This is a genomic window from Halomonas sp. 3A7M (assembly GCF_014897875.1).
In the GTDB taxonomy this organism is placed as follows: domain Bacteria; phylum Pseudomonadota; class Gammaproteobacteria; order Pseudomonadales; family Halomonadaceae; genus Vreelandella.
In genome coordinates this window covers 1-17,034 of the sequence record NZ_JABUZD010000164.1, presented here as the reverse complement: position 1 = coordinate 17,034, position 17,034 = coordinate 1, and the positions used below count along the sequence as shown (strand labels likewise).

Here is a 17,034-nt window from a genome sequence, read left to right as displayed (position 1 = left end):
AGTCATCGATTATTTGGCGATTATATTGCCTAATTGCTGAGACATTATGCCGCAATGCACCTTTCACGTGTCTGCCACCATCCATCTTATTGCATAGGGAGGAAGCGCGGTTTCCTCCAGGGCGTTTTGCAGATCCAAAGCACGCCAAGTATGTTGGCTAAGTGCCTGCTCAAGTGCTTCTCCTACATTATCTAATGGCAGTAGCGTATCGGTGACATTAAACAGGGCAAGCAGGCGGCGGCCGTCGCTTAGCGGGCCTCGCTCAATGGCTAACACTTCAGGCGGCGTAGTCAGTACGCGTTGTGTGGCGTTGGGGTGGAAGCAGGGCTCTGTGCGCCGAAGTTCCAGCAAGCGGCTAAGCGCATGAAACACATCGTGGGTCGGCGTTGAGGGGCTTTCGAGTAACAGTGTTAGCTCATCACGCTGCCAGCGGCGTCGATTAATTGAGCGCAATCGGCCGCTGCGCTCCACTCCTTCGACATCGTTAAGCGTGCCGGTCAATGTATGAATATAGAGGGCGGGAATGCCCTGGAGCGTCAGCATAATAGCTTGGCTGCACAGGAAGCGGGCAATTTGCCAGGGGTCTGGTCCTCTACGCGTGCCGCGCATGGCCTCAAACCAAGTAATATTGATTTCGTAGGGTGAGTCACTGCCATCAGGATTGCTCCGCATGCTGACAAAGCCACCAAAGCGATGCATCAGTTCCAGCAGCGCATCTCGCTCATGGTCAGGTAGCACTCCTTCTAAAGGACGCACGCCAATCCCATCATGGCTCGCGGTGAAGTTTAAATAGGTGCAGTGTCTGGGCAGTATCGGCAGGCTGGAAAGCCATGTTTGAAGGGTAGTGGCTTCACCGCGGGTGAGCGTGTGCAATAACAAAGGGGGCAGGGCGAACTGATAGACCATGTGGGCTTCGTCTGGCGCCCCGTTGGCTAACCGTTCTAAGCCAAAGTAACTGATGTTTTCTGCGTGAGGGACATTGGTCTCGGTAATTATCAGCGTGCCCGGGGCTATTTCATCCACAATGGCGCGCAGTAAACGGACCACCGTATGAGTTTCGGGAAGATGGATGCATGGCGTTCCCAGACGCTTCCATAAAAATGCCACTGCATCCAGGCGAATGATACGCACGCCCTGTTGGAGGTAAAACAGTAAGATGCCAACAAACTCAAGCAATACGTCAGGATTTTCAAAGTTTAAATCGATCTGATCTTCTGAAAAGGTTGCCCACACATGGCGCGTGCCTCGGCGCGTGGAAATAGGCACTAGCAACGGGCTGCTACGTGGTCGAACCACGTCAGAAACATCGGTTTCTGGGTCTACTTCTATAAAGTAATCACGACCTGGCAAGCTTCCGGTTAAATAATCCACAAACCACAGAGACTCGCGAGACACGTGGTTTAGCACTAAATCGCCCATCACGTCATAGTGGCTTGCCAGCTCACGGATATGCTGCCAATCGCCTAGCTCTGGATTAACCTCACGGTAATGAATGACTGAAAAGCCATCATCGCTACTCCAGGGAAAAAAAGGCAGGACATGCACGCCGCTAATACGCTCCCCCAAATAGCGCTGAAGGAACTCATTAAGCACGGCAAGAGGCGGTGTTTCCTCTGCCACAATGGAATCACCGTAGCTAATGACCCATTGATCTTTTTCGCTCCATGTTGGTGCATTATCGCCTTCAGCCGCGGTATTTTCTGTTATGGCTGGCGCCTGTGATGCACTGCGAAAGTGTTCAATGTGTTGTCCAAGTCGGCGTTGTACCTCGCTGGCGCGGGGGCCGTAGAGGTGCGAAAGGAAATGGTGGACTGTCTGCTCAAATGGGGTCATAGGGATGTCCTCTTAAACAACCTACGACAAACGCTGCAGCTTGTGTGCCAAATCGTTACAATGCTAGGTTAACGCCGCGTTTAAAGAAGCGACTATTTTTGCTTGCAAGCGCCCTTAAACTGCATGTCGTTGTAGCGCGTGGCTACTCCGCTGCTAATAATAGTTCACAATATGCTTATATGTGCCGTTATCCGCACAGGCTGACACGCTGCACGTACTGACAACAGGTTGACTGCCATGCATTGCCCTTTTTGTGGTGCTAATGATACTCGAGTGACCGACTCGCGGCTGGTAGCCGACGGTGACCAGGTGCGCCGTCGTCGCCAATGCGCTAGCTGCCAAGAACGCTTCACCACGTATGAAACCGCAGAACTGATTATGCCGAGGGTCGTAAAATCCGACGGCTCACGCGAAACCTTTAACGAGAGCAAGCTGCGTGCAGGCATGTTGCGAGCGCTGGAGAAGCGTCCGGTAAGTGCCGAGGCAATAGAAGCCGCCGTGGAGCGTATTCGCCAATCGCTTCGTGCCCGCGGAGACCGCGAAGTTAATGCGCGGGATATCGGTGAAGCCGTCATGAAGGCATTAAGCAACCTGGATCAGGTGGCGTATATCCGCTTTGCATCGGTATATCGTAAGTTTCAGGATTTAGACGAATTTCGCGCCGAGATAGACCGTCTTTCTCAAGATCCAGGCGATCACCCTGCATCAGCCCACAGCGACCCAGATCGCGGAGAGGTTTGATGAACGAGTTGACGGAGAGAGGCTTTACCAGCGCTGATCATCAATTTATGGCGCGTGCTCTGCAATTGGCGGCGAAAGGGCTGTATACAACAGACCCCAACCCCCGGGTAGGCTGTGTTATTGTCCGCTACGATCAACACGCTGAAGGGCAGGTGGTTGGCGAGGGCTTTCACCTCCGTGCTGGCGAACCGCATGCAGAAATTCACGCGCTTAACGCCGCTGGTGCCAGGGCAGAAGGCGCAACGGCTTATGTCACTTTAGAACCTTGTTCCCATACAGGACGCACTGGCCCTTGTGCCGTTGCGTTAGCGGATGCCAACGTTGCCCGTGTGGTCGTCGCAATGGTTGACCCTAACCCTTGCGTGAGTGGACGCGGTATCAAGCGGCTTCGGGAATCAGGAATTCAGGTAGATGTTGGGCTGTTGGAACAGGATGCCCGTGCGTTAAATCCTGGCTTTATTTCCCGTATGCAACACAAGCGTCCCTTTGTACGTTTAAAAATGGCCATGAGCCTGGATGGCCGTACTGCCATGGGCTCTGGAGAGTCACAATGGATTACTGGCCCAGAAGCTCGTAGCCAAGTGCAGCGTCTGCGAGCGCGTTCAAGCGCTATTTTGAGCGGAGTTGAGTCCGTCATTATGGATGATTCACGACTAACCGTGCGCGCAGACCAGTTGGGGCTCGATAACGCGGATACAATTAGTCAGCGGCAGCCACTACGGGTTATTTTGGATTCGCGTCTGCGGTTACCGTTAGCGGCCGCTTGTCTTCGTGAACCCGGCCGCACATTGATTATTACCACTGAACACCACAGTGAAGAAAAACGCCAAAAGCTGGAAACTGCAGGCGCTGACATTAAGGTACTGCCCGCGGCTCAAGAAGGCCGAATCGACCTCGCCGAGATGCTGAGCTGGTTGGCTGAGCATGAGCTGGTAAACGAGCTGCTTGTTGAAACCGGCGCTACGCTGGCAGGCGCGCTGTTAGATGCAAATGCGGTGGATGAACTGCAGTTATTTGTTGCTCCCACGCTTTTGGGAGGCGAGGCTCGACCACTATTTGCGTTGCCCGGGATGACCCGCATGGCCGACCAGAAGCGCTTAACTATTAAAGAAATTCGAGCCGTTGGGAGTGACTGGCGCATCATCGCTAAACCGTGCACTGACTAGCGCGCCGGGCCAGAGCAAGGTACCCTGACGCGCGAAATCGCATGTGTTGCGACCACTTATTTTGGAGATTCCATGGCGCATTCCTCTTCAGAGGGGTTGTCCCCTATCGCTGAGCTGGTGGAAGATATCCGCCAGGGCAAAATGGTGATTCTCATGGATGATGAGGATCGCGAAAACGAAGGTGATATCATTATGGCGGCCGAAAAAGTTCAGGCCGAGCATATCAACTTCATGGCACGTTATGCCTGTGGGCTTATTTGTATGCCCATGACTCGCGAGCGTTGCGAGCAGCTAAACCTACCGCTGATGGTGCGTGATAACGGCTCTGGGTTTGGCACTAAGTTTACGCTCTCCATTGAAGCGACCGAAGGTGTGACCACCGGCATCTCAGCAGCTGATCGTGCGCGTACTGTTCAAGCGGCAGTGGCGGCGAATGCCAAGCCGACGGATATCGTACAGCCAGGGCATATATTTCCGCTGATGGCTGAACCTGGTGGTGTTCTACGTCGTGCTGGGCATACTGAAGCAGCCTGTGATTTAGCCTCTTTAGCAGGCTGCGATCCTAGCGGCGTCATCTGTGAAATCATGAATGATGATGGCAGTATGGCGCGTCGGCCTGAGCTTGAAGAGTTTGCTAAAAAGCATGGTATTAAAATTGGCACGATTGCCGACTTGATTCACTACCGTATCGTCAATGAACAAACGGTTGATGCGGTTGAAATTACCAGTGTGATGACGGCCCATGGGGAACTGGCGCTGCATGTGTTCCGGGACCGTATACAAGGTGCTCATCATTTGGCGTTAGTTAAGGGGCAGCCGACGCCAGAGCAGGCGACAACGGTGCGTGTTCACTTGGCGGATACGCTGCGTGATATCGTAGGGTTAATGAAAGATGAGCAGTGCCGTTGGGATGCCCATCGTGCGCTGGAAGAGATCGCTAATGCGTCTGCGGGGGTCTTTGTGCTGATTGACGATGGTCGTCCTCACCAAGACTTGAAAGATCAACTCGATATTTTTCTGGATCGCGTGCGTCAACCGCGCACCAGCGATTCGGACGGTTCAGGTAACTACTTAACGATTGGTACTGGCTCGCAAATCCTACGCCATTTAGGGGTAGGCAAAATGCGGCTACTCAGCTCACCGTGGAAATTCTCGGCGCTCTCCGGTTTTGATCTCGAAGTTGTCGAGCGTCTAGGACCCAATGACACGGCGTATGAGCCAACTTCTCAGCAGGAATAAATTGATGCAATCCCTTTCGCAAGTTGAAGGCACTTTTGTGGATGTCGATGGCCGTTATGTCATCGTTGTAGGCCGTTTTAACCACCATGTGGTGGATAGCCTGGTGGAAGGCGCTATTGATAGCCTGACACGCCACGGCGTTGATGCGGACAATATTCACCTTGTCCACGTACCTGGTGCTTGGGAACTACCGCTGGCAGTAAAGCGTGTACTTAACGTCATGAAGCCCGACGCTGTTATCGCGCTGGGCGCTGTTATTCGTGGTGGCACGCCGCATTTTGAATATGTAGCTGGCGGCTGCAACACAGCCATCAACCACCTCCAGCTTGAGTTCGATACGCCGGTAGCAAACGGCGTGTTGACCGTTGAGTCTATCGAACAGGCGATTGAGCGGGCGGGTACCAAAGCGGGTAATAAAGGTACGGAAGCCGCAATGGCAGCGATGGAGATGGTCTCATTACTGCGAGCATTGCCGCTAGGAGACAACCAATGAGCGAACGTCGTGAGCGTAAGCCCTCTGCCGCGCAGCTAGGGCGCCACGCCGCGCGTGAGTTAGCGGTTCAGGGGATTTACCAGTGGCAAATGACAGGGAAATCGATCACCACTATCGAAGCTGAGTTTCGTAGTCAGGTGGCAGATGATGACCTGGAAGATTACGAAAACTGGGTGAAAGTAATGGAAATCGCTGATAAGGCGCTTTTCCATGAACTGCTGCATAACACGGTTCGGTTCAAAGCGGAGTTAGATCGTGAAATTGCGCCGCTGCTCGACCGACGCCTCGAAGATCTTGATGCTGTTGAGCTAGCTATCCTGCGCTTGGGTGCCTATGAGCTTTCTCGGCGGATGGAAGTACCCTACCGAGTAGTGATTAACGAAGGCGTTGAGCTGGCCAAATCATTTGGTGCCACCGACGGCCATAAATACGTGAACGGCATTCTCGATAAGTTAGCAAATCGCTTACGAAGTGCTGAGGTCAGCGCTCGCCGTCTGTAAGGCGAGCCTCCTGATAATGCGTTTAAGGGGCCTTTGTGCTTGGCGAATTTGAACTGATTCAGCGCTACTTCATGTCGCCGCAGGAGGCGCACGCGACAGCTGGCATAGCGCTTGAAAATGGCGACGATGCAGCGCTTTTGGTGCCCCGAGCAGGTCAGCAGCTTGTGGTCAGCGTTGATACGTCGGTGAGTAACGTGCATTTTCCTCACGATGCGCCAGCGCACGCGGTAGGACATCGCGCGCTGGCGGTGGCGCTCAGCGACTTAGCAGCCATGGGTGCTAAGTCTCGTTGGTGCCTGATGGCAATGACGCTGGATAAGAGCGTCTTTAATGACCGCGAAGCTGCTGAACACTGGTTAGCAGGATACGCTGAAGGGTTTCACGCGCTTTGTCAGCAGCACGCCACTGCGCTGGTTGGTGGTGATGTCACCTCTGGGGCACTGACCATTGGTGTGACGGTGATGGGCGAAGTGCCAACTGGCCAAGCACTAACTCGCTCAGGTGCGCAGGTCGGCGATGTTATCGCCGTGACCGGTGCCTTGGGTGGTGGTGCCGGTGGCTTAGCACTTTGGCGCCAGGGCGAACGCGAATTGTCGCACCCACTGCTGGCTCGTTATTTGTTGCCGCAACCTCGCTTAGCCGCGGGTGTGGCACTGCGCGGTATTGCAACGGCGGCACTGGACATTTCGGATGGCTTGTTGGCAGATTTGTCGCACGTGCGTAAGGCATCTGGCATAGGCTGCGCACTAGACGTCGACGCGCTACCGTTGGCCGTAGGATTGCAAGAAACGTTAGGCCACGATGAGGCAATTAAAGCCGCGCTATCGGGTGGCGACGACTATGAGCTGCTGGTGACACTCTCACCCAAAAGTCTCGCTATTGCCCAACAGCGGCTCGCCGATCTCGGTCTCTCGCTGACGGTGATAGGTCACTGTACCGAAACGCTAGGTGTCACTGGCGTTGCCGCCAGTGACTACGAAGGGTGGCAGCATTTTAGCGGGGAAGCGCCATGAACCGAGCACCAGCGAGCGTTTGGCGTCGGCCAACCCATTTTTTTGCCTTTGGCCTAGGCAGTGGTGCGGTGCCCTGGGCGCCTGGCACCTTCGGGACGCTAGCAGCAATCCCATTCTACTGGATGATGGCCGACCTCCCTTTGGTCTGGTATCTCAGCATTGTTTTTGTGGCGTTTGTGGTTGGGGTGTGGTTGTGTGACAAAACTTCCCATGACTTAGGCGTGCATGATCACTCCGGTATTGTTTGGGATGAGTTTGTTGGCTACTGGATAACCATGGCGGCAGTGCCCTTCTCGTGGGAGGCCGCTCTCTGGGGATTCATTGTTTTTCGTATTTTCGATGTCTTCAAACCGTGGCCTATCCGGTGGGCAGACCGGCGTGTTGCCGGGGGATTTGGCATTATGATTGATGACGTTATGGCGGGCATCTACGCGTGGAGTACGATGCATTTATGGTTTTGGCTACACTAATAACCTATCTGCACAAACCGGCAGGTGGGTCACCTATATAATAAATGGACTTAGCTAATTACTGGGAACTGATCACGCAATGTCGTTGGCGAATGGCTCCAATCGTGGGGGTGTTCAAGGAGATCGCATGCGCAAGGAACGACTAATCGTGCCTATTCTCGCGGCCTTAGTGGTGGCGTGGGTGGCGGCACAACTGCTATCAAGCATTTTGTTTGAACGCAGCCTTCGTCAAGCATTAGAAGATTTGGAAGCGCGAGGGGAGTGGCGGGTTAGTCGGACGGAGAGCCGCCAAGGGTGGTTGACGTCTCAGGGAAAACTGCTTTTATCGCCCTTATTAGGGCGGCCATGGCGGTTAGAGCTTACTTACCGTGCTCGTCATGGTGCGTTAAGTACTGACGTTGAAGGAACGCTACTGCCCCGCTTAGATAGCGTTTTGCAAAAAGCCGTGGGAGAGGTCTCTGCTCCGTCTATACCGCGCTGGCAAGGACGCTACCATACGCTAAGTGGGCACAGTGAACTGCGTCTGGCACTTGCCCCTTTTGTGATCCAGCAAAATGGTCGTGAGCTATCGGTTCGTGGTGCCCGTATGCGCTTAGAAGGCGTATTTGGTGATTGGCGGTTGCGTGCGCTGCTCGACCAGCTCACGCTAACAGATGGTCCCGCTCAATTAACGATGGGGCCTTCGTCTCTTGAAAGCCGTTATACCTACATTGACGATGCCTATCATTTTGCTCAGCGTGACCATCTGCATGTTGAGTCGTTATCGCTTCACTATCCTGCCTATGATATTCGTGTGTCGCCGCTTGATGTTCACAGCCACATGGTACTCGACGAGCAAGAGCTTCGCTTGAATGGCGAACTGATCATTGGCGAGGTGAGCGTCCCAAGCGAAGCGCCCGATACACCTTTGTTAAGTGGTCGGATTGAGGCCGAGCTTTCACGCTTAAATGCGGATGCTGTTCGCGCAACAATCTTGCGTTTGCGGCAAGAAGCCTCATGGGGCGACGCTAGCCTACCAATGGCAGAAGGGCTGCTGGTGCGTTTAGCCCCTGATTTAAAAGGTGTGTTGAGTGACTCACCTCGTTTAGACATTACAACGATCGCGATTGAAAGCCCGCTGCTAGGTATCAACGTTAACGCAGATGGTGCGCTCTTTTTTGATGCGCGTGGGCTTGATGAACTCATGATGACGAGGCTGGATAAGCCAGAAGAGCGCGCTCGCTGGTTGGATCGTATTGATGGTGATTTTACTTGGTACGATGCGCCAACCGTGGCAGCCCTTTGGCTAGGCCTGCCTCTTGGTACGCGAGAATTAGAGTTTGATGTTGTTCGTGGCGAATTGCGCGTTAATGGACGCCCAATGCCTCAGCTTTGAGCATAAGTGTTTTGAGCATCACTGCTTTCTACTAAACAGCGACGAGCTCTGAAGCTGTTACCACTCTTCGAATACACTGCTACAAATGGTGCCAAGGGTTGAAGTTCACCCCCTGTGCCCACATTCCTTAGACATTGCTAAGCGGATCAATCCGCTAGTCACTGTTATGGGAGGGCGCATGAGCGACCAGGATTACGACCGCGATCACGAACACCCCGATTGGCTGACGGACGATGAGTCCGACGCACCGCAAGACGATACCTCGAACAGTGAAGAGCACCGTTCAGACGGTGAGAAAGTTAATTCATTAGTGCCTGCCAGCGATATGCTCCCAGAGCGTATCTATCTATTGCCGATTCATAATCGACCCTTCTTTCCCGCTCAGGTACAGCCGCTGGTCATCAACCGCGAGCGTTGGCAAGAAACCATACGTCGGGTAGGCAATACGCCTCACCACACCATTGGTGTTGCCTTTGTTGGCGAGCAAGGTGTTGAGTCGTTGGATCACAACGATTTTCCTGAGATTGGCACGGCGGTCAAAGTACATAAACTCCAGAGCGAAGATCAACAGATCCAGTTTATCGCTCAGGGGGTTAGGCGTTTTAAAATTCAGCGCTGGCTGTCTAAAGAGCCGCCTTATCTGGTGGAAGTCAGCTATCCCAAAGAACCAGTCGACGCTGAGAACGAAGAAACCCGCGCTTATGCGATGGCGATTATTAACGGCATCAAAGAGTTGCTGCCGATTAATCCGCTGTATGGTGAAGAGCTAAAACACTATCTCAATCGCTTTAGCCCCCATGAGCCCGGTCCGCTAACTGACTTTGCAGCTGCTATCACATCTGCCAAGGGCCCCGACCTGCAGGATGTACTCGCCACGCTGTCGGTGGCTGAGCGTATGCACAAAGTTCTCCCATTGCTGCGTAAAGAAATCGATGTTGCTCAGTTGCAAAGCGAGATCAGTGAGCAGGTGAATGCTCAAATGCAGGAGCGGCAGCGAGAATTTTTCTTGCGTGAGCAGCTTAAGGTTATTCAGCGTGAACTGGGTATTTCCAAAGACGACCGTGAAAACGACGTCGATACGTTTAGGAACCGCCTAGAGTCACTGGTGGTGCCAGAACGCGTCCAAGCGCGTATTGACGATGAACTCAATAAGCTCAGCGTGCTAGAAACCGGCTCGCCAGAGTACGGCACTACTCGTAACTATCTTGATTGGCTCACCTCGTTGCCTTGGGGCGTTACCAGCCAGGACAAGCTTGACTTGGCTCATGCCAGGGAAGTTCTCAACCGCGATCACGACGGCTTACAAGATGTGAAAGAGCGGATTATTGAGTTTCTTGCCGAAGGTACTTTCAAAGGCGATGTAGGTGGCTCGATTGTGCTGCTGGTCGGCCCTCCCGGGGTCGGTAAAACTTCGATTGGGCGCTCTATTGCTGAAGCACTGGGCCGTGAGTTTTATCGTTTCTCTGTGGGCGGGATGCGCGATGAGGCTGAAATTAAAGGTCATCGTCGTACTTACGTTGGCGCAATGCCCGGCAAACTAGTCCAGGCCTTTAAAGAAGTCGAAGTCGAGAACCCTGTGATTATGCTCGATGAGATTGATAAGCTGGGCCAATCATTCCAGGGCGACCCCGCGTCAGCGCTGCTTGAAGTGTTAGACCCAGAGCAAAACGTCGATTTCCTGGATCACTATCTCGATGTGCGCATGGACCTATCCAAAGTGCTGTTCTTGTGCACCGCGAATACTCTGGACTCTATCCCAGGGCCGTTGCTTGACCGTATGGAGCAGATTCGCCTTTCTGGGTATATCGCGGAAGAGAAGCTACAGATCGCTAAGCACCACCTATGGCCGAAGCTGTTGAAACGCGACAACCTGCCTAAGAAGCGTATCAACTTAACGGATGCCGCGCTCAAGCAGGTTATTGACGGCTATGCCCGTGAGGCAGGTGTTCGTCAGCTTGAAAAACAGCTGCATCGTATTGTTCGCAAGGCAGCCGTAAAGCTACTGGAAGAGCAGCTGGAAACGGTAAAAATATCGGTTAAAAACCTGGAAGAGTTCCTGGGAGCACCGCTATTCCGCAAAGAGAAAGTGCTGAAAGGCGAAGGCGTTGTTACCGGGCTTGCCTGGACCTCCATGGGGGGCGCAACTCTGCCTATTGAGGCGGGCAAAGTTCATGCTCTGGATCGCGGTTTTAAACTCACCGGCAAGCTTGGCGATGTGATGAAGGAGTCTGCCAATATTGCTTACAGCTACACGCTGGGCCACTTGCAAGAGTATGGTGCCGATGCCGACTTCTTTGATTCAGCGTTTGTGCATCTGCACGTGCCTGAAGGGGCGACACCCAAAGACGGCCCGTCGGCAGGGGTCACAATGACTACGGCGTTGCTTTCGCTGGCCAAGCATCAGGCGATTAACCGCCCCTTGGCAATGACCGGCGAATTGACCTTAACCGGGCAAGTCTTACCGGTAGGGGGAATTCGAGAGAAAATTATTGCCGCACGCCGCAGCGATATTTTTGAGGTGATACTACCAGAAGCTAATAAGCGTGATTACGAAGAGCTTCCCGATTACTTGAAAGAGGGAATGACGGTGCATTTTGCAAACCGCTATCGTGATGTGGCCAATGTGGTCTTCACGTAGGCGCTTCAATCGATCGTTAAACAACCGTTTAGTTAAGCCGCCGCACCAAAGAGTGCGGCGTTTTTTTAGGGTTATTCAGAGGTTAAATTCCCTTGCAGCAAGTGATAATAGAGGCAAATCAAAATTAAAAGTCCCCTAGGGAGCCTCTGCATGCGCAACAACCAACCCGTCACTCAGCGTGAGTACACGCTTGACGATGAGACTGTGCTGATTTCACGTTCCGATTTGAAGGGCAATGTGACCTACGCTAACGCAGCGTTTGTCGAGGTCAGCGGCTATACCCGTGATGAATTGATGGGAAGCCCTCACAACCTAATTCGCCACCCGGATATGCCGGAAGCAGCTTATGCAGATTTCTGGAAGACGATTAAGTCAGGTGCGAGCTGGCAGGGTACGGTCAAAAATCGTCGTAAAAATGGTGATCATTATTGGGTCACTGCTAGCGTAGCACCGCTCAGGGATGGCGATCGCATCGTAGGGTATACCTCGTTGCGGCGCAAAGCCCCAGCTCAAAGTATTGCGCTGGCAGAAACCGTCTATAAAGAAATACGCGAAAAAGGTAAATCTCGCCGCTACACGCTGGCGCAAGGGGCGCTAAGGCGCCGTGGTGTGGGAGGCTTTTTTGCTCGCTTTCAGTTTAATAGCCTAAAAGCTAAGTTAACGGGTATGGTCGTAGCCTCCATTATTCTAATGGGATTGGCAGGCGGCCTAGGGATGTACGGCTTAATGGTTTCTGGTGAGCGTCTCGATACGTTAAATCGCTCAGGGCTAGAAGCCGTCGCCAATCTTCAGCGAATAGACCGCCAAATCGGACAGGTTGTAACTCAGTTGGAACCTGCTGTTCGTAACCCTCGGCGGGTTGATGTTGATGCAGTTGCCGCATCAATTAGCGAATATTCTCAATCAATACAAACGCTTTGGAACGAGTATCTTACTGACAGCAATGCCGATTCTGAGCGTCTGCAAGCCTTTAGTGTTGGATTAGCGACCTGGGGAAACAGTGTCGATACCACGTTGACGGCGATCAGTGACGCAAATGGCTTTGCTGCTTTCGAAGCTTTTAACGACGGCGTACAACCTACTACAGAGCAGCTAAGAGAGGGCAGTAGCCAGTTAGTAAGCGATGAGCGAGCAAGTGCGGAAGCGCTAGTGAGTCAGGCACAGCAGGGGCGTCAGCAAATGTTGATTGCTCAAGTGGTGTTGATGGTCATTGGTTTGCTGTTGATGGTAGGTCTCAGTACCGTGATTTTAAGGTCAGTGTTGCGCAGCGTAGAAGGGGCGCGACATATTACTTTTCAAATTGCAGCAGGTAATTTGGCTGCTCGCGAACGTCGTGAAACGAAAGACGAGCTGGGCGAGCTGCTCTATTCGTTGGATACCATGCGCTTTAGCTTGGCGAGTATTGTCGGTGATGTAGAACATCGAGTGTCGGTTGTCACGCCTGCTGTTCAGCAAATTGCCGCTGAAAATGAAGAGCTTGCTTCTCGCACCGAGCAGCAGGCGTCATCACTGCAGCAAACGGCCTCTAGTATGGAAGAAATGACGTCCACGGTGCAGCAAAATACTGAGAATGCTCGCCAAGCGACGGAGCTGGCGGTGCAGAATGCCTCAAGCACCCGCGATACCCGAGAGCAAATGCAGCAGTTGGTCGCAAGAATGCAGCGTATTGCCCAAAGTGCTGAAAAAATGGCGGAGATGATTGGCGTCATTGACGGAATCGCTTTCCAAACGAATATCCTGGCACTCAATGCATCGGTCGAAGCTGCACGTGCTGGAGAGCATGGTCGAGGCTTTGCGGTAGTAGCTAGTGAAGTGCGTAACTTGGCGAGCCGTAGTGCTGATGCGGCCCAAGAAATTCGCAAGATGATTGAAAGTACGACGCAAGAGGTCAGTGGCGGCCGTGGCGCGGTCGAGCAAGCTGAGCGAGCCATCGATAATGTGATGCAGCAGGTCAGCCGTGTCAGTGAGCTGATGGAGTCGATTAGCACCGCCTCAAGCGAGCAAAGCAGCGGTATTGGCCAAATTAATTCCGCGATTGCTGAAATGGATAATGTGACTCAGCAAAACGCCACCAAAGTACAAACCATCGCGGCCTCTGCGGATAATTTAGCGCTAGAGACGTTTGAGCTAGCGAATGTAGTGGATGCCTTCCGTCTGGAAGGCGCCCAGGAAGAAAATATTCACTCTGCCCGGGAAAAGCTACAGCAGGTTAATCAAGCGCAGCGTAAAGCATCACTGAAACTGCCTTCAGGCGCTGCGGCAAGAGAAGTGGCTAGTCAAGATCACTCTGCACAGTGGGAGACGTTTTAACTCTGACAAATTGGCAAGGGAGGTTGCTCTCACCATCTAGTCTCCACGGTGCGCTCATGCCACAATCTAAGGCCGCTGGATTCACTTGCCTGTCGCCAAGAATGCGGTAGGCCACGATAAAGATGTAGAAGAGGACACCATGCCCGAGTATCGCTCCCGTACGACCACCGCCGGCCGTAATATGGCCGGCGCCCGCGCCCTTTGGCGCGCTACAGGTATGAAAGACGACGACTTCCATAAGCCTATTATTGCGGTTGCGAACTCGTTTACCCAGTTTGTACCGGGCCATGTTCACTTAAAAGACATGGGCCAATTGGTCGCCCGTGAAATTGAAAAAGCCGGCGGTGTGGCTAAAGAGTTCAACACCATAGCGGTAGATGATGGCATCGCTATGGGGCACGACGGCATGCTCTATTCGCTGCCCAGCCGCGATATTATCGCTGATAGCGTTGAGTACATGTGTAATGCCCACTGTGCCGACGCGCTAGTGTGTATTTCCAACTGCGACAAAATTACCCCTGGGATGTTGATGGCTGCTATGCGCCTCAATATTCCGGTCATTTTTGTTTCGGGTGGGCCCATGGAAGCGGGCAAAACCAAGCTGCTAGATCACGGCCTAGATCTGGTCGACGCCATGGTTATGGCGGCTGACGATAGCGTTGATGATGAAACTCTGGCTGAAGTCGAGCGCAGTGCTTGCCCCACCTGCGGCAGTTGCTCGGGTATGTTTACCGCTAACTCGATGAACTGTCTAATGGAAGCATTAGGCTTAGCGCTACCTGGTAATGGTACCGTGCTGGCGACCCATTCAGACCGTCGGCGCCTGTTTGAAACCGCTGGCCATCGCATTGTAGAGCTGGCCAAGCGCTACTATGAAGGCGAAGAAGCCCACCTGCTGCCCCGTGCGATTGGTAACAAAGCAGCGTTCAAAAATGCCATGACGTTAGATATCGCCATGGGCGGATCTACGAATACAATTTTGCATTTGCTGGCGGCGGCCCAAGAAGCGGAAGTCGACTTCTCCATGGCGGATATTGATCGGCTCTCTCGGGAAGTGCCGCAGCTATGTAAGGTGGCACCCAATACCCAGAAATACCATATCGAAGATGTTCACCGTGCGGGTGGCATTATGGCTATTCTGGGCGAACTGGATCGTGCGGGAGTGCTGGACACGTCAGTGCCAACTGTTTACGGCGATAGCCTAAAAGCGGCGCTGGAAGAGTGGGATATTATGCGCTCGCCAAACGCTGAGGTGGTCGAGTTCTTTAAAGCAGGCCCTGGTGGTATTCCAACCCAAACCGCTTTCTCACAAAGCGCCCGCTGGCCAAGCCTAGATGGCGATCGTGCTACCGGTTGTATTCGCGACCTAGCGCATGCGTTCTCAACAGAAGGCGGTTTGGCTGTGCTTTACGGCAACATCGCCCTCGATGGTTGCGTGGTTAAAACGGCAGGCGTTGACGATTCGATTCTCGTGTTCGAAGGCAAAGCCCACGTCGTTGAGTCCCAAGATCAAGCAGTGGCCAATGTATTGGACGGTAAGGTCAAAGAGGGCGATGTAGTGGTCATTCGCTACGAAGGCCCTAAAGGCGGTCCTGGCATGCAGGAAATGCTCTATCCGACCTCGTACTTAAAATCCAAAGGGCTGGGTAAGGCCTGTGCATTGTTGACGGATGGCCGCTTCTCTGGCGGGACTTCTGGGCTTTCCATTGGCCATGTTTCCCCCGAAGCGGCGGCAGGTGGCGCGATTGGTTTGGTTGAGCAGGGCGATACCATTCTGATTGATATTCCCAACCGTACGATTAACGTGCAACTACCTGATTCAGTATTAGCGAAGCGTCGCGAGGCGATGGAAGCTAAAGGCAAAGACGCCTGGAAGCCCGTCGAGCAGCGGCCTCGTAAGGTAACTCCCGCACTGAAAGCCTACGCATTGCTGGCCACGTCAGCAGACAAAGGTGCGGTTCGCGACCTTTCCAAGCTCGACTAGGTGTAGGTACTATGTAAAACAGCCCGTGCAAAGCGGGCTGTTTTATGTGGATTGCTTTATGTGAGCTGCTTTATGCCCAATGCAAACCGTCAAAACGACTAAGGAATGTAATGAAGGCGATTATCAACGTTGGCCTCGTTGGCTATGGATTTGCGAGTAAAACGTTTCATGCGCCACTCATTCAGGCAACGGAAGGCCTGGATTTAGTCGCAGTATCCTCTAGCGATGCCGCCAAAGTGCATGCTGACTTGGATGTTGAGGTTGAGCGCCAAGCACTGGCGTTATGTCAGCGCAGCGATATTGACCTCATCGTTATCCCGACACCTAATGACACGCATTTTCCACTCGCCAAAGCAGCGTTGATGGCGGGTAAACACGTAGTCGTCGATAAGCCGTTTACCGTCACACTTTCAGAAGCCAAGCAGCTAAAAGCGCTGGCGATTGATAAAGAGCGTTTGGTGTCGGTATTTCATAACCGCCGTTGGGATAGTGACTTCCTTACTATTAAAGCGCTGCTTGAAGCCGGCACGTTAGGCCGTGTCACTGGGCTTGAGTCGCGTTTTGATCGTTTTCGTCCTGAAGTTCGTGACCGCTGGCGCGAAAAAGCCACACCAGGTGGGGGAATTTGGTATGACCTAGGCCCTCACTTGCTTGACCAAGCCTGTGAGCTGTTTGGGATGCCAAATGCCATCATGCTAGATCTGGGTGTGCGCAGAGATGACGCTAAAGCCGATGATGACTTTTTAGCGCTGCTGGAGTACGACGGCTGTCGCGTTAGCCTCAGCGCTGGCACGCTGGTTGCCGAATCAACACCGCGCTTCCGCATTAATGGAACGAAAGGTAGCTACCTTAAATACGGTCTAGACCCTCAAGAGGATCGCTTAAAAGCGGGAGAGGTGCCAACGCCTGCCTGGGGTGCTGACGCCCCTGGTACGCTGACCCTTCGCGAGGGCGACGGAGAAGAGGCACCGCTAGTGCGTCATGAGCATGCTACCCAGGCGGGTGACTACCTGGCTTACTATCAAGGCGTGGCCGTCGCGATCCGCGATAAAACGCCGCTGCCTGTTGATATTGACGATGCGCTACGGAGCATGACGCTCTTGGAAGCTGGTCTAGACAGCCACCGCCAACGCCGCTGGATACCGCTAAAACACCATTTGTAAGCAGTTGGGACGGCTGCCTCTGGGCGTCGTTCCGCTACCTTCCGCGGGTGCCTCATTCGCTCGTTCCTCGCGAGATTCGTTACCCAATGGGATGGACTCCTCCTCACCC

The 17,034-nt window shown here is 53.3% G+C and carries 13 protein-coding genes; 12 read left to right on the top strand and 1 reads right to left on the bottom strand.

Annotated elements, in window-relative coordinates:
• Positions 1 to 63: 63 nt before the first annotated feature.
• Entirely contained in the window at positions 64 to 1,833 is a 1,770-nt protein-coding gene (locus INT19_RS15305; protein ID WP_193061398.1) for a sugar phosphorylase, read from the bottom strand.
• 237 nt (positions 1,834 to 2,070) lie between these two features.
• Here INT19_RS15305 and nrdR point away from each other — a divergent pair, with 237 nt between their 5' ends.
• The 12 genes from nrdR (at position 2,071) to INT19_RS15245 (ending at position 16,925) form a co-directional block, all read left to right on the top strand.
• A complete protein-coding gene (gene nrdR / locus INT19_RS15300) occupies positions 2,071 to 2,574 on the top strand; it encodes a transcriptional regulator NrdR (protein ID WP_089037417.1) in 504 nt (167 codons plus the stop codon).
• Positions 2,574 to 3,740, top strand: a complete 1,167-nt coding sequence (ribD, locus tag INT19_RS15295) for a bifunctional diaminohydroxyphosphoribosylaminopyrimidine deaminase/5-amino-6-(5-phosphoribosylamino)uracil reductase RibD (RefSeq protein ID WP_193061397.1) — start codon at positions 2,574 to 2,576, stop codon at positions 3,738 to 3,740. Before nrdR ends, ribD begins: the two co-directional genes overlap by 1 nt.
• A gap of 72 nt (positions 3,741 to 3,812) precedes the next feature.
• Positions 3,813 to 4,979: a bifunctional 3,4-dihydroxy-2-butanone-4-phosphate synthase/GTP cyclohydrolase II gene (gene ribBA, locus INT19_RS15290; RefSeq protein WP_193061396.1), complete on the top strand. Its 1,167-nt coding sequence runs from the start codon at positions 3,813 to 3,815 to the stop codon at positions 4,977 to 4,979.
• A gap of 4 nt (positions 4,980 to 4,983) precedes the next feature.
• Positions 4,984 to 5,472: a 6,7-dimethyl-8-ribityllumazine synthase gene (gene ribH, locus INT19_RS15285; RefSeq protein WP_009721753.1), complete on the top strand. Its 489-nt coding sequence runs from the start codon at positions 4,984 to 4,986 to the stop codon at positions 5,470 to 5,472.
• A complete protein-coding gene (gene nusB / locus INT19_RS15280; protein ID WP_009721754.1) occupies positions 5,469 to 5,972 on the top strand; it encodes a transcription antitermination factor NusB in 504 nt (167 codons plus the stop codon). The genes ribH and nusB overlap by 4 nt, the downstream gene beginning before the upstream one ends.
• A 35-nt stretch (positions 5,973 to 6,007) precedes the next feature.
• Positions 6,008 to 6,985, top strand: a complete 978-nt coding sequence (gene thiL, locus INT19_RS15275) for a thiamine-phosphate kinase (RefSeq protein ID WP_193061395.1) — start codon at positions 6,008 to 6,010, stop codon at positions 6,983 to 6,985.
• A complete protein-coding gene (locus INT19_RS15270; protein WP_038486072.1) occupies positions 6,982 to 7,455 on the top strand; it encodes a phosphatidylglycerophosphatase A family protein in 474 nt (157 codons plus the stop codon). The genes thiL and INT19_RS15270 overlap by 4 nt, the downstream gene beginning before the upstream one ends.
• A gap of 127 nt (positions 7,456 to 7,582) precedes the next feature.
• Complete coding sequence (locus tag INT19_RS15265) at positions 7,583 to 8,830, top strand: DUF945 family protein (RefSeq protein ID WP_193061394.1); 1,248 nt, start codon at positions 7,583 to 7,585, stop codon at positions 8,828 to 8,830.
• 178 nt (positions 8,831 to 9,008) lie between these two features.
• Positions 9,009 to 11,468, top strand: coding sequence for an endopeptidase La (gene lon / locus INT19_RS15260; protein WP_193061393.1), 2,460 nt, complete (start codon positions 9,009 to 9,011; stop codon positions 11,466 to 11,468).
• 150 nt (positions 11,469 to 11,618) lie between these two features.
• On the top strand, positions 11,619 to 13,778 hold the full coding sequence (locus tag INT19_RS15255; protein ID WP_193061392.1) for a methyl-accepting chemotaxis protein: 2,160 nt from the start codon (positions 11,619 to 11,621) through the stop codon (positions 13,776 to 13,778).
• Between the two features lie 139 nt (positions 13,779 to 13,917).
• On the top strand, positions 13,918 to 15,762 hold the full coding sequence (ilvD, locus tag INT19_RS15250; RefSeq protein ID WP_038486064.1) for a dihydroxy-acid dehydratase: 1,845 nt from the start codon (positions 13,918 to 13,920) through the stop codon (positions 15,760 to 15,762).
• Between the two features lie 110 nt (positions 15,763 to 15,872).
• On the top strand, positions 15,873 to 16,925 hold the full coding sequence (locus INT19_RS15245; protein WP_095604554.1) for an oxidoreductase: 1,053 nt from the start codon (positions 15,873 to 15,875) through the stop codon (positions 16,923 to 16,925).
• Positions 16,926 to 17,034: the final 109 nt, after the last annotated feature.

Coding starts and splice junctions, on each gene's coding strand:
- INT19_RS15305 (WP_193061398.1), bottom strand. CDS start 1,833: ATGACCCCATTTGAGCAGACAGTCCACCATTTCCTTTCGCACCTCTAC.
- nrdR (WP_089037417.1), top strand. CDS start 2,071: ATGCATTGCCCTTTTTGTGGTGCTAATGATACTCGAGTGACCGACTCG.
- ribD (WP_193061397.1), top strand. CDS start 2,574: ATGAACGAGTTGACGGAGAGAGGCTTTACCAGCGCTGATCATCAATTT.
- ribBA (WP_193061396.1), top strand. CDS start 3,813: ATGGCGCATTCCTCTTCAGAGGGGTTGTCCCCTATCGCTGAGCTGGTG.
- ribH (WP_009721753.1), top strand. CDS start 4,984: ATGCAATCCCTTTCGCAAGTTGAAGGCACTTTTGTGGATGTCGATGGC.
- nusB (WP_009721754.1), top strand. CDS start 5,469: ATGAGCGAACGTCGTGAGCGTAAGCCCTCTGCCGCGCAGCTAGGGCGC.
- INT19_RS15270 (WP_038486072.1), top strand. CDS start 6,982: ATGAACCGAGCACCAGCGAGCGTTTGGCGTCGGCCAACCCATTTTTTT.
- INT19_RS15265 (WP_193061394.1), top strand. CDS start 7,583: ATGCGCAAGGAACGACTAATCGTGCCTATTCTCGCGGCCTTAGTGGTG.
- lon (WP_193061393.1), top strand. CDS start 9,009: ATGAGCGACCAGGATTACGACCGCGATCACGAACACCCCGATTGGCTG.
- INT19_RS15255 (WP_193061392.1), top strand. CDS start 11,619: ATGCGCAACAACCAACCCGTCACTCAGCGTGAGTACACGCTTGACGAT.
- ilvD (WP_038486064.1), top strand. CDS start 13,918: ATGCCCGAGTATCGCTCCCGTACGACCACCGCCGGCCGTAATATGGCC.
- INT19_RS15245 (WP_095604554.1), top strand. CDS start 15,873: ATGAAGGCGATTATCAACGTTGGCCTCGTTGGCTATGGATTTGCGAGT.